Annotated in this window: 10 protein-coding genes; 4 read left to right on the top strand and 6 right to left on the bottom strand. The window is 43.7% G+C overall.

Annotated features, from left to right (window positions below; all coding sequences use genetic code 11):
* Positions 1-38: 38 nt before the first annotated feature.
* The gene (gene rmuC / locus ACRRSX_RS10980; protein WP_432453173.1) at positions 39-1,457 is read right to left on the bottom strand and encodes a DNA recombination protein RmuC; all 1,419 of its coding nucleotides are present in this window, start codon (positions 1,455-1,457) and stop codon (positions 39-41) included.
* A 116-nt stretch (positions 1,458-1,573) separates the two neighbouring features.
* Here rmuC and ACRRSX_RS10975 point away from each other — a divergent pair, with 116 nt between their 5' ends.
* A complete protein-coding gene (locus tag ACRRSX_RS10975) occupies positions 1,574-1,858 on the top strand; it encodes an HlyU family transcriptional regulator (RefSeq protein WP_432453174.1) in 285 nt (94 codons plus the stop codon).
* A gap of 12 nt (positions 1,859-1,870) precedes the next feature.
* On the opposite strand, the gene ACRRSX_RS10970 is transcribed toward ACRRSX_RS10975, so the two are convergent.
* Complete coding sequence (locus ACRRSX_RS10970; RefSeq protein ID WP_432453175.1) at positions 1,871-2,671, bottom strand: response regulator; 801 nt, start codon at positions 2,669-2,671, stop codon at positions 1,871-1,873.
* A 147-nt stretch (positions 2,672-2,818) separates the two neighbouring features.
* Here ACRRSX_RS10970 and ACRRSX_RS10965 point away from each other — a divergent pair, with 147 nt between their 5' ends.
* On the top strand, positions 2,819-3,676 hold the full coding sequence (locus ACRRSX_RS10965) for a tetratricopeptide repeat protein (RefSeq protein WP_432453176.1): 858 nt from the start codon (positions 2,819-2,821) through the stop codon (positions 3,674-3,676).
* 57 nt (positions 3,677-3,733) lie between these two features.
* On the opposite strand, the gene tamB is transcribed toward ACRRSX_RS10965, so the two are convergent.
* A complete protein-coding gene (gene tamB, locus ACRRSX_RS10960) occupies positions 3,734-7,474 on the bottom strand; it encodes an autotransporter assembly complex protein TamB (protein ID WP_432453177.1) in 3,741 nt (1,246 codons plus the stop codon).
* Entirely contained in the window at positions 7,471-9,165 is a 1,695-nt protein-coding gene (gene tamA, locus ACRRSX_RS10955) for an autotransporter assembly complex protein TamA (protein WP_432453178.1), read from the bottom strand. Before tamA ends, tamB begins: the two co-directional genes overlap by 4 nt.
* Positions 9,166-9,327: 162 nt before the next feature.
* Between tamA and mobB the strand changes: the two genes are divergently transcribed.
* Both mobB and ACRRSX_RS10945 read left to right on the top strand, forming a co-directional pair.
* On the top strand, positions 9,328-9,846 hold the full coding sequence (gene mobB, locus ACRRSX_RS10950; protein ID WP_432453179.1) for a molybdopterin-guanine dinucleotide biosynthesis protein B: 519 nt from the start codon (positions 9,328-9,330) through the stop codon (positions 9,844-9,846).
* 57 nt (positions 9,847-9,903) lie between these two features.
* Complete coding sequence (locus ACRRSX_RS10945; protein ID WP_432453180.1) at positions 9,904-12,042, top strand: FAD-dependent oxidoreductase; 2,139 nt, start codon at positions 9,904-9,906, stop codon at positions 12,040-12,042.
* Positions 12,043-12,065: 23 nt separating this feature from the next.
* Here the strand turns inward: ACRRSX_RS10945 and ACRRSX_RS10940 are convergent, their stop codons facing one another.
* Both ACRRSX_RS10940 and ACRRSX_RS10935 read right to left on the bottom strand, forming a co-directional pair.
* Complete coding sequence (locus tag ACRRSX_RS10940) at positions 12,066-14,552, bottom strand: putative bifunctional diguanylate cyclase/phosphodiesterase (RefSeq protein WP_432453181.1); 2,487 nt, start codon at positions 14,550-14,552, stop codon at positions 12,066-12,068.
* Positions 14,545-15,456, bottom strand: coding sequence for an ABC transporter substrate-binding protein (locus tag ACRRSX_RS10935; RefSeq protein WP_432453182.1), 912 nt, complete (start codon positions 15,454-15,456; stop codon positions 14,545-14,547). The genes ACRRSX_RS10940 and ACRRSX_RS10935 overlap by 8 nt, the downstream gene beginning before the upstream one ends.
* Between the last annotated feature and the right edge of the window lie 180 nt (positions 15,457-15,636).

The raw sequence follows: 15,636 nt of genomic DNA, 5'->3' as shown, positions 1-15,636 counted from the left end.
CAAAGCACTGCCAATACGAATACTTGGCAGTGCTACCCTCACGCCCCTTCATCTGACAATTTATTGTTTTCCAAAAAATTATCCGCTAGCGATTTGCTTGAACTAATTTGTAAGTCTTTCAATTGTTGAGCCTGCCTAATCAAGTTGCCTTTGCCTGAGCTAAGTTTATTCATCGCACTGTGATAGCTATCAGAAGCTCGCTGTATTTGTTGGCCATGTGTCGTTAAATCTTCAGTAAAAGCGACAAACTTATCAAATAACTTACCAGCGCGTTGCGCAATGATTTGTGCATTCTGTTGTTGATGTTCACTGCGCCATAAATTCTGAATGGTTCGCAAGGCAACCATCAAACTACTAGGGCTCACTAGCAAAATATTGGCTTCAATCGCAAACTTAATTAACTGGGGATCATGCTCCAGCGCGCTAAGGTAGGCACCTTCAATCGGCACAAATAGTAATACGTAATCTAAAGAGTTCAGCTGATATAAGGTTTGGTAATCTTTTTTACTTAAACCAATAATTTGCTGACGTAGGCTTTTAACATGTGCCTTTAAAGCACTACGCTGCTGCTCTTTGTCTTCACTATTAAAATAGCGCTCATAGTCCACAAGGTTGACTTTTGAGTCGACGATCACCGCTTTGTCATTCGGCAATTTAACCACAACATCGGGTTTTATTTTCTGGCCGTGTTGGTTTACCCCCATCACTTGAGTGTGGTACTCATAACCTTCTCGCAAACCAGAAGATTGCAAAATTTGCTCGAGGATCAATTCTCCCCAATCCCCTTGCTGTTTATTATCGCCTTTAAGTGCTTTAGTTAGTTTTACCGCATCATCACTCATTCGCTGATTGAGTTGTTGCAAAGTGACGATTTGATCTTTTAGTGAATGTCGCTGTTTGGCTTCATTCTCATAACTGCTTTGAACTTGTTGTTTAAAACCGTCTAACTGTTGTTTTAAAGGTTGCAATACCGCTTCGATACTTTGCTTACTTTGTTGTTGTAATTCTTGACCTTTTTCCGAGAAAATTTTGTTAGCTAACAGCTCAAACTGAGCACTCACTCGAGCTTCGCTCTGTTCTAGGTAACGGATCCGATCTTGTAAGTTAAGGTCTTTTTGTTGCAACAGCGCACAGCGTTGCTGCTCGCGTTGTAACAATTGTTGGTTAGCTTGAAATTGCTCTGACAACTCGCGTAAATGATGGAGTTCATTTTCACAAGCTGCATTCTTTAACTGTTGCTGATGAAGACTTATAGTCGCGTCTTCCAAAGCTTGGCCCGTGGTAACTAATTGAGCACTCGTTTGCTCAAGCTGTAATTTCAATCCAGCGAATTGTTCCTTCATCGAACGTCGAGAAAGCTGCCTTTGTATATAAAGCAAAATCACTAACAACAATAGGCAGATGGTCGATAGACCGCTAAATTGACTAAACTGGGATGAAATAAACTCTAATATCACGGTAATTCCATTGCGCTTAAGATGAGATGCTCGTTATCATGCATCATACCTTAGGGTGAGGGCTAAACGCGCCGTCGCACTAATATTTTTAGTTTAATTTTAGGAAATTCACTAAGATGAGTATTTTTTCGGCATTTAAGAAATTATTTGAATCTACACCCACACCAGCCAAAAGCTACCCTGAGCAAGAATATAAAGGTTTTATTATCGCCGCCTGCCCACAGTCAGCCAATGGTCAGTATCGTGTCTCAGCAATGATTAGCAAAACCATTGCTGATGAAGTAAAACAACATCATTTTATCCGCTCCGATACCTGCGCCAGCGCTGAAGATGCAGCAGAACTGGCGGTGCATAAATGTAAAACTTTCATCGATCAAATGGGTGATCAGATCTTCGAATAATGGCGGAATCACTTATTGATGGTCAAACAAGCTCGCTAAGACTTGTTTGACAACATCAATATCAAAAGGCTTATCGACTAAAGCTGAGACACCACTTTGACGAACTCCATCAAGCTTCGCGCCATTATTTTCCGATGTCACCATCAAGGCAGGAATATCACAAAACCTTGGATGCTGTCGCAAAGACTCAATTAGAGCCGCCCCATCCATCACCGGCATATTGTAATCAGTAATCACTAAATCAACTGGATGCTGTTCAAGCAAAGCTAAGGCTTGTTGTCCGTGCTCAGCCACCAGCACCTGACGAATACCGATGTTTTCCAGCACTTTAGAAATGTGCCGCCGCGCGGTTTGGCTATCGTCGACCACCAAAATTCGTTTGCTTGAATAATCAATATTAGCCAGATAAGAAGCATCCGGTTCTATGTAACTAATCGTCGCCTGTAATGCGGCTAACAAATGAGTAAATTCAAAAGGCTTCGGTAAAATTGCTATCACCCCTGCCTGTTTAATCGCATCTAGGGTATGGTGGCAGGCTTCACTCGAAATCAACATAAAGGCGATATCACGGCTTAAGTCGTTAGCGCGTAACTGTTGCACTAAATCCGTCGCGGTGCCATCCATAAAGTACATCGAGCTTACGACTAAGTCGGGGGCACTCTGAATTGCCAAGTTCACCGCTTGTTGGCAGTTTTCAGCCATTAAAAAGTTATCAATGCCCGCTTCGTGAAAACGAGTGCGTATGATATTGCGCTGCATATTAGATGGTTCGACCAATAAAATTGTAAGATCGCCTAACGACAAAGATTCCATCACGTCCTGTTAGAGTAAATTGAACAGATGCTTAGTTTACCTGTTAAATTTCCGCATTATTATCGCTAATTTGCTAATCTTGGTCTTTGACTTGAAAAACTAGCGATTAATCACCAAATTAAGCTTAAATAATTTTTAGGAAACACTATGCAGCCGAGTACATCTGTTATCGATATTAGTTTCGAAAACGCCCAACAAGTATTAATAGAAGGGTCATTCAATCAAGCCGTGGTGGTTCATTTTTGGTCACCCGCTAGTCCTCAATGTGAAGCACTATTCCAATTATTACAAAATATTCACCAACAAAGCGACGCTAGCTTTATTTTGGCGCGCTTGAACATGGATGAATTAGCCCAATTGGCTCAACAGCTGGGAGTGACTCAAGCACCCGCCGTGGTTATTTTAAAAGAAGGACGCCCAGTGGACGGTTTCGCTGAGATCCCCGCCCCTGAAGTGATTAGTGAAACCATTGGTCGTTATCTGCCTCCCCCTGAAGAACAACTGTTCAATAAGGCAAAGGCTCTGTTAGCAGAAGAACAACCCGTCGAAGCTTTAATGCAGATTCGTCAAGCGCATCAACTTGCTCCGCAACGCAACGACATCATCTTAGTATTGATCCAAGCCTTGTTAAATAATCAGCAGACAGAAGAAGCCGAACGACTATTAAATGGTTTGCCTTTAGAAGAGCAACAAGCCGATTATCACGCTTTAAAAAGCCAATTGGAATTATTGCAAGCAGCTGCCGACAGCCCGGAAATAAAGGCCTTGGAAGCGAAAATAAACAGCCCTGAAGATAATGAACAGATCCGCTTAAACTTAGCCATTCAATATTCACAAGCAGGGCGTAACCAAGAGGCCTTAGAATTATTGTTTAGCATATTACAAAAAAACCTAGAAAGTCTCGATGGTCAGATCAAAAAGAACTTTTTAGATATTTTGGCGACCTTAAATGGTGATCCTCTGGCCTCTCAATTTAGACGTAAGTACTTTAGCCTACTCTACTAGACGGCTCTTTAACCCAAGCCAATATCTACTTATATTGGCTTGGATCCATTTTGTTTTTTACTCCAAATGAAACTCATAATAGATGTCCAAGGCACTATTTAGGCCAGAGAAGGCTTCAATAAACAACTTCGGTAATAGCTCATACTTCACGGTCAATTCATTCACCGGATCAAATACTCCCATCCCATAACGCACCTGCACTCCGGGTAATATATAAGCGCTTACCTCAACCTGAGTAGCACTACCAGAGCCTGCTGTCGCTAAGGACAAATCTTTAACCCCCAGAGTATTCCCAACATTGCCAACCAAACCACCAGCACGATTAACCCCAGCGCTCAACAACATTGCAGAGAGAGCATTACTATCTTGTTCGTTATCGCCTAACGCACGTCCACGTAACAAATATGACAACATTTCATTCTGCGACATCGCAGGATCAGAGTATAAGTTGACTTGAGGCGCATCGGCCAAACCGACAACCTTGACGCCCACCGTAACATCGTCTGAAATTGTGGCGGGATTTCGGATAGCTTGAAAATCTAAGTAAGGTTGATCTAAAGGTCCGGTGAACATTAACCAACCCTTCTCTATGATAAGGTTTTGACCATAAGCCATAAACTTACCGTCAACGAGTTCAATCCGTCCATTTGCAATCAAAGGCTCTGTGGGCTGTTGTTTCAAATTTAACTGCCCCTGCAAGCGAGTATCTAATCCAAGAGCTTGTAAACTCAAACTATCGGACAAGGTAACCGTCACATCCAAAGAGGTATGCTTGGTGGTCGGAGTCCCACTCTGCTCTTCCATCACCATCGCATCATTTGACTCAGTTACCGCTGACTCAGGTAAAGACTTCACTTTTATTTCGCCTTCATCCACCCTAACCGTGCCACCAACAGCTATCAAACTATCGCTAATAGCCACCGTTATATTTGGCGAAACAACAAGGTTTGCATAAGGATCAACATTGACTAACAGTTTATCGGCGGTAAAGTCGATGTCACCGAGTAATTTGTCATTTGGCCATGTAAATCGACCTTGCCAAGTTGCATCTCGGCCATCGCTACGAAAACTGCCATTTAAACTTGCCGTTTGATTATTAAAGATCAGACGACTTTGCAGCTGCTCTATCGTTAAAGGAATATCGGGGCCACTGACTACTCCTTCGACAAGCTTAATTTCTCCCTGCAACTTCGGTGATTTAAGTTTGCCCGCGACGCTCACAGTTCCATTCACCTGGCCTGACAAATGATTCAACGCTTCAACAAAAGGTAACAAGGGAGATAGCTGCAGATCTTCTAAGCGAAGCTCGGCTGCAAGCTCACCATCACGTAGCAAATCGGCATTCCCCTGAGAGCGAATCGTTCCTAATTGCTCCGATGACAAGCGTGCTTGCCAACGTAAGCGCTGGTTTTCGAGATCCGCGCTCAGATCCAGTTGTTGATACGCCAAACTTAAGTTTTCGTTTTCATGATGCCTTAGCATGCGACCCGGTGAAAATTTGAGCTTAAGTTTCCCTTTTTTGGGTCGCCATCGATTCAAGCTAGAATCGAGGTGCAAGGAGGCGCGGCCTTCTAATGCTAGTCCTTCCGGCATAAACAATTTAAGGCTGGCAAAATCGAACTGTTCAATACTTAAATCGAGTGTACTATTCCCATCACTGCTTAAGGGCGCGTTCAAACACAACTGGCTCGGTCGCTTACTCCAGCAATGAGCACCAACGGTGGCTATTCCCTCAACCAAGGTTAAATCAATCGGCTGAGACAAAGACCAAGTCCCCAGCTCCGCTTCTATATCAGCATCACTGACTTGCCCATTCCATTGCTGCAAATCTCCTTGACCCTGCAATAACATACTTAATTTACGAGCAACTTGCTCAAGCTTAAGGGCTAACTGCTGATGACTTTTGTCACTACTATAGTTGATACTGGCATTGTCAATTACCTGCTCTGCTAACGTCAATCGGGACAAATTCAAACCAAATTTTCCCGTCAAACCCGAGTCTAAATTCAACTGACCTTTACTACTGAGTGAATCGAGACCAAGCTGCTTAGTTTCAATATCATCGGCTTGCAAGGCCCAATCGATGAAAGGCTGATGAAGCGGCCCTTTCAGTTTTAAATTTAAGCCTGCGCGCCCCCCACTCAACCAAGGCAGTTCTGCCAACTGGGGGGTATCTAGAGTACTGTTCAAGCGTAGTTTATCACCGACAAGATTTACGTCGGCAAGTAATTGACTGTGACCCAAACGCAAGTCTAAATGGCCTTGGTTAGTTTGCCCCTTCAGGTTTCCCTCAGCCGTTAATGATGTGCTTAAGGGTAGCTCAAACCAAAGGCCAGTAAAATCGGCTTGAGAGACTTGCCATTGTTGCTCACTGAGCTGCGCGTTGAGCTTGCCATCTATTTTAGGTAATGCAAACTCTTCACTTAGGGCCAACCAATGATGAAGCGCTAATTGCTCTATATTGAGCGAAACCTTGGCTTGCAACTGAGCTTGCCAGGATGCCGAACCTTGTAACTGAAACCCGCCCAGAGATTTAGGCTTCGCTGTCGATTCTGGCGCCACTGTTGACGAATTTTCCGGCGGCGCATCCAACAATTCACCAAGCATTGAAAACTGTTCTATTTGGCTTAAATTTCCTGTCACTTTCCCGTTTAGCCACAAGTCCTGTAAACCCGAAAGCTCACTTTGCCATTGTAAATGATACTGCTTGAGTCCGCCTTCGGCATGAAGCTTGAAACTGGCCAGTGAAAGTTGCTCGGACAATAATGGAAATTTCTGTTGCAACTTGGCGTCTAATTGGAAAGGAATATTTGGCTTAAGCCAAGCGCTCTGTAACTGTAGCTCTGCGGCCAACCAACCACGACTGTGAATATCGCTGACTAAATCAGTACCGTCGCCGTGTAACGAAAATTCGATGTCAAGTGGCTGCTGCTCTACTTGCATCTTCCAAGAGCCGATTAATTGTGAAGCAAAACTCGCTTGAAAACCCTGACGACCACTCAGGTCTAACTCGCCCCAAGGGCTAAGTAAGTGCAGCGCCTGAATATCTACCGATGAAAAACCGACTGTCGCGGCGAGTGTCAACTCAGGAAACAGGTAGTCATTCTGACCGTCATTGACCCGCCCCTGACTAAAACGAAGTTGCTTCACATTCACCTGATAAGGCAGGCTAATATCGGGTAATGATATTGTCAATGTATCGGGGAGCGGCGAGCTATTTGGCTGAGTTGAAGTAGTATTAAGCTGAGATTCTGGCAGAACGACTGCCCATTGCTCTAGCAATAATTGCTCAAGCTCGATCGTCTGGTGCTGCCAGTTTGCCCGCAAATCCAACTGATGCCAGCTAAGCGCGACCCCGTCTAGATTGAGTAAGGCATCCCCTGCATTCAATCGCTGTAAAACAAAAGGAACTGGCGGCGTCCATATTGGCGAAGTGCTTGGTGCAGGCTCAGTGGTCGACACGCTAGCCGCCATCACCTCGGAATCAAGATCAAGCCTAATACGGCTTGTATCCAAGTGATCGATACAGAGCTGGGTTTGACTAATGCACACCCAATCAAAGCCAAGCTTGAGCTGGTTTAACTGTACAGTCAAACCTGGTTGCTGCCAAACCACTTGCCGAGCTTGAATACCTTGATAGAAATTGCCCTGAGGCTGAAGGATCGTTAAACCATCGACGGCCTTCGACACTTGCACTAACAACCACTCGGTACTTGGACTAAATGATAGCGCAATAATCAAACTAAAAAGCACCGCACTCACGGCGATGACCACAAACTTAATACATTTAAAGATCATAAATCGGGACCTATAGAGAAATGCAATCTCCAGGGATCGGATTCATTTTGCAAACCCTTAGCGATATCGACACGTAAAGGACCGATTAAAGTGATCCAGCGGATCCCCATGCCAACCCCAACAGATGTTGGCTCAGAAAAGTCATTCGTTGCGGTACCTGCGTCAACAAAAGTGGCGACTCGCCAATTCTTGGCAAATTGGTAATTGTATTCAGCACTACCAGTGACTAGGTATTTTCCCCCAATCAACTGGCCTTGGTTATTTGTAGGCGAAATGGTTTTGTAATCATAACCACGGATACTTTGGTCTCCACCGGCAAAAAAGCGCATCGAGGCTGGAACATCACTAAGGTTGTCGACTAACACCCCACCTAAATCCACACGCAATAACAAGCGATGCTTTTGATATGCGCGTAACCACTTGGCTAACGAGGTATACCGCAGCAACTCGACGTCAGAACCCCAGTAAGGGTGTCCAACTTCAATACTGGCTTGTAGATTATCTCCCCAATAAGGGTCAAGACCGCCTCGAGTGCGCAGCCTAGCCCAATTAACCCCAGGTAATACCAAATTACTAACCGATTGCTGATTGGCCTGCACATATTCTTCATGCTGCCATTTTACAAAAACCGACGGAGTCCAACCATTATCCCAACTCCATTGGCGGGTGGTAGAAATCACAATCTTGTCACTCTCGGTATCATTGGTTTTTTCAAGCAGATATCCCGCTTGGATATCGAGATAATCATCCACCGGATTGTTCATAGGAATACGGTAAACAAACAATGCACTCTGCTTCGGTTGGGCCGCTTCCAGCTCAAAGCTAAGACTATGCCCCTTGTCATTGACCCAAGGTCGATTCCATTTCAAACGAACTCGAGGTCCTATGTCGGTGGTGATCCCGCCTCCCACTTCAATGGTGTCTCTGGGCTTCAAGCCCAAGTCAACCAACAGATCAATCTGTTGATCATGACGATTATCCAGATCCGGTCGCACCGAAATCAGCTGAAAATAGTCAGTTTCCCCTAAACGCTGATTAAATTGGCCCACCTTTTTTGCATCATATTTATCCTCTTGCTTAAAATCAGCAAGATTGGCAAACATTTGCTGAGGTAAATCAGGATTGGAAAAAATAATATCGCCAAAATGGTAACGCGGACCAGAGTCGTAACTCAGAAAAATATCGGCAGTATTCTGCTTGATACTAATTTTAATCTCAGCCTGGCTATAAGCCGCATCAAAATAGCCATAACGAGAAGCCAGACGATTTAACTCTGCTTTCAAGTTATCGTAAGCAACATGAGAAAACGACTGCCCCTTTACCAATCCACTGTTTACAATTACTTTTTTAAAACGACTATCACGCGTTGCAGCACCAGTTAAATCAATGTTCAATTGATTGACCAGCAACGGTTTTCCCACCTCTACCGCCACCAAAAATCGCTCCTCATCGGTTCGGCTTACCAAAATTTTACTTTGGTAATAACCTAAAGCACGTAAAGCATTTTTAGTTTGTTCAGTACTGGCGCTGATGATGCGTCGATCACTACTATTCTCGGGGAAAGTTTGCGCCTCAAGGTAAACCTTCACATTGTCTTTCAGTGAACCATCGAGTCCTTGATAGTCAAAGTCTAGCGCTTTTACCGAAAAGGCAATCATCACAACAATTATCGGCAATAAACGACCAAGCAAGCCAACATTCCTTATTAAGTTTTATGCAGCGCTCAGTTTAATGTTTTTTAAGCAGTTTAAAACTACTTATCGAAAGTGAATGGTAAATTCCGACAGAAATTAAACTCGAAAAGTATCCTCCGCCTCGCTAAGCTAGATCGAAACCCTTTCAGGACAGGTTCAATGAGACAAAAATGGCCCAAACCAGTGTTAGGCTTGGCGGGTTATAGTGGCAGTGGAAAAACCAGTTTACTCTGCCAGGTATTACCTTTGTTAAAGCAACGAGATTTGCGAGTCTCCGTGATAAAACACAGTCACCATGAAATCCTTTTGGATAGACCCGGTAAAGACAGTCATCGTTTATTTAACAGTGGTGCCAACGAAGTAATTCTAGCTTGTCCTCAGCAACGTTATCACTTTAGTCAGCAGCATCAGAGCGAGCAGCTAGAACAACAACTACAATGGGTACAATGGCAACAATGTGATTTGGTTTTGGTGGAAGGCTATCGGGAAAGTAACATCGATAAAATTGAAGTTCATCGTCCGGCACTCGGTAAAGCGCTACTCTACCCTAACGACCCCAATATTATTGCCCTAAGCTGCAATGAGGCCCTTCATGCACCTTTACCAGTACTTGATTTAAACCAAGCATCACAGGTTCTAGATTTTATTATTGATTATCTCAGCCAAATATCCGAGTGAAAGAATATCATTCAGTTAAGGGTCTATTAGGGATAAGCACTTACCATAGAGCAAAATATGAATAAAAATAAATGGGTTGTAGTTGTCATCCTCGCCTTGATAATAGCAACAGCAAGCTGGTTTGACCTAGGGCAATGGTTGAGCTTTTCCACGATTAAGCAGCAACAAGCAGAATTACAAACCATCGTTGAGCAACACTACACCTGGTCTTTGCTTGGCTATTTTCTGCTTTATGTTTTAGTGACTGCCTTTTCGGTTCCCGGCGCGGCGTTATTAACGCTATTAGCCGGCGCCTTATTTGGCGTGGTAAATGGAGTGATCCTCGTGTCATTTGCCAGCACCATCGGAGCAAGCCTTGCTTTTATCGTGGCCCGCTATCTATTAAGAACCAGTTTAGAACGCCGTTATACCCACAAATTAAAAGGAATCAATCAAGGCATTGAAAAGGAAGGAGCCTTTTATTTACTTAGTTTACGTTTGATTCCTATTTTCCCATTTTTTTTAATCAACTTAGTGATGGCACTCACGACCTTGCCCTTGCGTACTTTTTACTGGGCGAGCCAAGTCGGCATGTTTCCGGCAACTCTTGTCTATGTAAATGCTGGCACTGAACTGGCTAAATTAGATGGCTTAGCTGGGATATTATCCCCTTCTCTAATATTGGCGTTTAGCCTGCTTGGTTTACTGCCCTATATCAGCCAAGCTTTGATCAAGCGTTATAAACAGCAACGACTATACGCTCGCTTTGCCAAACCCAAGCAATTTGACAATAACCTCATCGTGATTGGTGCTGGTGCTGGTGGTTTAGTGAGTTCTTATATTGCAGCAGCAGTTAAAGCGAAAGTGACTCTAATAGAAAAACATAAAATGGGAGGCGACTGCTTAAATACCGGTTGCGTCCCCTCCAAAGCGTTAATCCGTAGCGCCAAGTTTGCATACCAAGCGCAACAGGCGCAGCACTTTGGCTATCAACAAGTAACCGCCAAGGCAAATTTTGCAGAAGTCATGCAGCGAGTCCACAGAGTCATAAAACAAGTCGAACCGCATGATTCCATCGAACGTTACACGAATTTGGGCGTTGAGTGTTTACAGGGAGAAGCTCGCATTGTTAGCCCATGGGAGGTTGAAATAAATGGGCAGCGGCTCACCACAAAAAACCTTGTGATAGCGACGGGGGCCCGCCCACTGATTCCTGCAATTGCAGGCTTAGAAAACATCGACTATCTCAGCTCTGATACCTTATGGAAGTTAACTGAATTGCCGCAGCGCTTATTAATCTTGGGCGGAGGTCCAATTGGCTGCGAGCTCAGCCAAAGTTTTGCTCGGCTCGGTTCACAGGTAAGTCAAGTTGAAATGGGCGAGCATTTATTGCTTCGTGAAGATCCTGAAGTCAGTGTTATCATCGAACAACAATTTACCAAAGAAGGTATCCACTTGTACTTGGGGTGGAAAGCGACCCAATTTATCCAACATAACGGCGAACAAAGCGTCATCTTAGAAAAAGATGGACAGCAACAACAACTGGTATTTGATAAAGTTATTTTAGCCCTAGGCAGAACCGCGAATACCCGAGGCTTTGGCCTTGAAGCGCTAGACTTATTGCTCGCGCCACAGGGCACCATAGCAGTCAACCGCAAACTACAGACTAATTATCCGAACATCTATGCCGTGGGAGATGTCGCAGGTCCCTATCAATTTACCCATTTTGCAGCTCATCAAGCATGGTATGCAGCAGTAAATGCACTGTTTGGCCGCTTTAAAACCTTTGCCGCAGATTACTCGGTGATCCCTGCCGCAACCTATAGCTATCCTGAAGTAGCCCGTGTTGGACTCAACGAACAGCAAGCAAAACAGCAACAAATTGCTTATGAAATTAGTCTATTTCAGCTAAAAGAATTAGACCGCGCAATTGCAGACGGTGAAACTCAAGGTTTTATTAAGGTACTTACGGTTCCCGGCAAAGATAAAATCTTAGGTGCAACCATTGTCGCTGAACATGCAGGTGAACTATTAGCCGAATTTACCCTCGCTATGAAACATAAGCTAGGCTTGAACAAAATACTGTCAACTATTCATGCTTATCCAACGCTCATGGAAGCCAATAAATATGTCGCCGGTGAATGGAAACGAAATCATGCACCGCAAAAATTACTCAGTCTATTGGAGAGATATCATCGATGGAATCGAGGGGCTTAAGCTTCAAAAACCGCACCATCAGATCAGGCGGTTTCAGCCTGATCTATAAACAAACGATCTTCAAAGATTTCTGGCTCAAGTGCTTCACTGAAATAGAAGCCTTGATAAACCGTGCAGCGACGATATTTTAAGAATTCCAGCTGATACTCAGTTTCGACACCTTCCGCAATAACTTCAAGCGCTAAGTTCTCAGCCATTGAGATAATCGTGGTAATAATCGCACACTCGCTGCCACCACTATGCAGTTCACTCACAAAAGACTTATCAATTTTAAGACAGTTAATTGGCAATTTATTTAAATAGGCCAAAGAAGAGTATCCGGTACCAAAATCATCCACCGAAAAGCGTACCCCAATATCACGCAGCGCTTGTATTTTGGCCACCGTTTCCTGAACATCGTCCACGAGTACCCCTTCGGTGATCTCCAATTCAATCAGTCGAGGGTCACAGCCAGAACGCTGAATAATATCTAAGGTTTCTTTGATAAAGCTATCGCGATGGAATTGATTAGGACTGACGTTAATCGATAAGGTTTTAAAATTATCGGGTAAACCGCGATCTTGCCAAGTTTTTAAGGTTTCACAGGCGCTGCGCATCACCCATTGACCAAGTAATACAATCAATCCACTCTCTTCCGCCAGAGGAATAAACCGACCCGGCGAAATCCAACCCATTTTAGAATCAAACCAACGCAATAAAGTTTCTGCGCCAACCATTTCATAATTAGCGTTATAACGCGGTTGAAAATAGGCGACCATATCTTCTTTTTCTACCGCTTCACGCATCATGCTCGTAAGCTGATGCCGCTCTTGGATCTCATCTGCCATTTTCGCGGAGAATACATGCACACTAGAACGCGCCAAGTCTTTGCCGTGATACAGCGCAATATCGGCTTGGCGAAGAATTTCTGTGGCATTGCTGTCGAGATTAGGAAATAGAGCGACGCCAGTCGTTAAGTTAAGGCTAATTTGATTCCCTTTAATCACAAACTCTTTATGGATCACCTTAGCTAAATGTACTGCTAACTCTGAAGCTTTTGCCTTCGCTTGTTCACGGTCACTAGATAAGTTGGGCACCAGTAAAGCAAATTCATCGCCCCCTAAACGAGCCACTGTTTCTCCACTATTACGCCCTTCCCTTAAACGATGAGCAATCAGCCTCAATAGTAAATCACCGGCGGCATGCCCCAGCATATCGTTAACGTTTTTAAAATGATCGATATCCAAATAAATCAAGGCACCAATTTGATTACTTCGGCGTCCACGCTCAATTTCCAAATCAAGATTTTCAATCAATTTTCGCCGATTAGATAAGCGTGTAATATCATCATGGGAAGATTGAAAGCGCACTAACTCTTGCGCAGAACGAACCTCAGAAATATTTGTTTGAGTACTGATCACTCGAGAAGGCAAATCCCGTTCTGTGCGCTCAACGACCATACCTCTTGATAAGACCCAAAGATAATGCCCGTCTTTATGTTTAATCCGGTGCATCGCTTCATAAACTTTGGTGTTCTTTTTTAGGTGTTTTCGTAAATCATTCAAAGTTTTATCTAAGTCTTCAGGATGAATTCGCGACTCCCACTCTTCTATCTTTTCGCCAATCTGTCCATCTTGGTAACCCAACATAGACTTCCATTGGGGGGAGTAATAGACCGTATTACTTAATAAATTCCAATCCCAAATCCCATCACCCGAGCCATTCAACGCAAACTGCCAGCGTTGCTCACTACGTTGCAACTGAGCAAAACTACAGTGGATCCCCTCAGCCATTTTACTAATGGCAAGTTCTAAGGCACCGAGCTCTCCTTGACTATTCGCAATAATCGAAGTGCTATTATGGGTTTGTATTTGGGTGGTTTTACCGACCAATTTATTCAATGGATTGACCAGCACGCGACTTAACATTGATACCAACAACAGCATCGCAATCGCCATATAACTAAAACTTTTAATCGCCTGATCAAAAATGATTTGACGCTGCACCAACCAGCTATCTTTAAGATTAAAACTAAAGAAAATTGCGCCCTGCTCTGCTCGGCGTAAACTATCTTCCCGAGGGCCCATATCTAAGGGGAAATACAAATTCACCTGCCACTGTTGCGGTAATATTTGGCTGATAGGAGTGCGCTGCTGTTTGACTTGAGCGAACATCTCAGCATTAAAATAATTGTTATTGTCAGCCGCAAACACATTTTTTTCGGAACGATGGTTAGACAATTGAACCAAACCTTGAGGATCAATCACCTGCAGTGAATCTAAATGTTGGTTTAAAGACACTAAGCTAATTTGACGTTCGGCAATATCCCATTGATGACGCGACAAACTATCAGACAAACTTTGCTGTAGCTGATAACCAATATTGAGTAGACGTTGGGTCGCTTGAGTCGCCAATTGTTGATGCTGTTGGTTAAGTGTTCCAAGCAACAGTAGACCTTGAGCAATCAGTAACAAAACCAGTGCAAAACTTGGAATTACAACGCTAAGAGAGATCCTCTTTAATCTAAACACCGGTTAACTCCATCAACCATTCACTCGAAAAATTATTAGATAAATCAGGAATTCGGTGAATTAACTCGAGCTCAGCCATACGCTGCGCCTTAAGGTGAGCATGTTTGAGAATAGATTGATCTGAATATAAGGCAGCACTTTGCTGAGCATTCAGGACTTGGATCTTACTATAGGCTTGTTTAACTTCTTTGCTATAAAGCTGAGTTCGCTTGGCAATTAATTTAAAGCCTTCCCGAGAATGTTGTTCTAACCAAGAGCTGGCAGAATAAAAGTTATCAAGCAAACTAAGAATATGCTGATGTTGCTGTTTTAATACTTCATTACGAACCACCAACACTCGATAATAAGGCTGTCCATGAGCGGCACTTTGATATAAAACGTTTGCCGAAAGGTTATCGACTAAGCGGCTCTGCAATGGACCAGAAGTCATCACTGCGCTAATTTCCCCTTTACGAAACAAAGCTAATTGCTCATCTAGTTTTGCTTCTACCAACACAAAGTCTTCGGCTTTTAAAGCACTATCTCTGAGCCAATCGTCCATCACCAGTGAAGCCACCGATAGACTTTCGTAGCCAATTCGCTGCCCTTTTAAAGAATCAATATCACGAATCGGCTGCTGTGTGATAAGCGCATCACCACCAACGCTGCGGTCGATCACTGCCACAACTGTAATATCAACACGCTCGGCCAATAAACTAATGACTTCGGTAAGGCTCAAAAAGCCAGCATCCACTTGCCCACTTTTAAGAGCATGCATTACATGACTGGGAGTGGTTAATTCGTTTAGGCTATATTGGTCAAAACCTGGATAAGCAAGTTGCTGAGCGAGATAAATTGATTCAAAGCCGAGCCAAGGCGACACCGCAACGCGCAGAGTTTGAGCTGGTGCTTGGCAAGCTGCCATAACACTTGCCATAAATAGTATAAGCAAGTACCGAATCTGGTTAATCGAAGGTAAGTTAACGCTCATATCCCTAGCTTGTTATGAACTCATCCTGAGTATTTAGTAAAACAGAAGCAACCATTCTGCTTGGCTCAATCGTAAAAAGGAAGCAATCTATTTAAAATTTTCAGTAAACATTAC

The sequence above is a fragment of the Agarivorans sp. QJM3NY_30 genome (genome assembly GCF_050870855.2).
Classification (GTDB): Bacteria; Pseudomonadota; Gammaproteobacteria; order Enterobacterales; family Celerinatantimonadaceae; genus Agarivorans.
Note: the sequence above shows the minus strand (reverse complement) of the source record. Positions and strands in the feature narration are given on the sequence as shown.

Coding starts and splice junctions, on each gene's coding strand:
- ACRRSX_RS10975 (WP_432453174.1), top strand. CDS start 1,574: ATGAGTATTTTTTCGGCATTTAAGAAATTATTTGAATCTACACCCACA.
- ACRRSX_RS10970 (WP_432453175.1), bottom strand. CDS start 2,671: ATGGAATCTTTGTCGTTAGGCGATCTTACAATTTTATTGGTCGAACCA.
- ACRRSX_RS10965 (WP_432453176.1), top strand. CDS start 2,819: ATGCAGCCGAGTACATCTGTTATCGATATTAGTTTCGAAAACGCCCAA.
- tamB (WP_432453177.1), bottom strand. CDS start 7,474: ATGATCTTTAAATGTATTAAGTTTGTGGTCATCGCCGTGAGTGCGGTG.
- mobB (WP_432453179.1), top strand. CDS start 9,328: ATGAGACAAAAATGGCCCAAACCAGTGTTAGGCTTGGCGGGTTATAGT.
- ACRRSX_RS10945 (WP_432453180.1), top strand. CDS start 9,904: ATGAATAAAAATAAATGGGTTGTAGTTGTCATCCTCGCCTTGATAATA.
- ACRRSX_RS10935 (WP_432453182.1), bottom strand. CDS start 15,456: ATGGCAGCTTGCCAAGCACCAGCTCAAACTCTGCGCGTTGCGGTGTCG.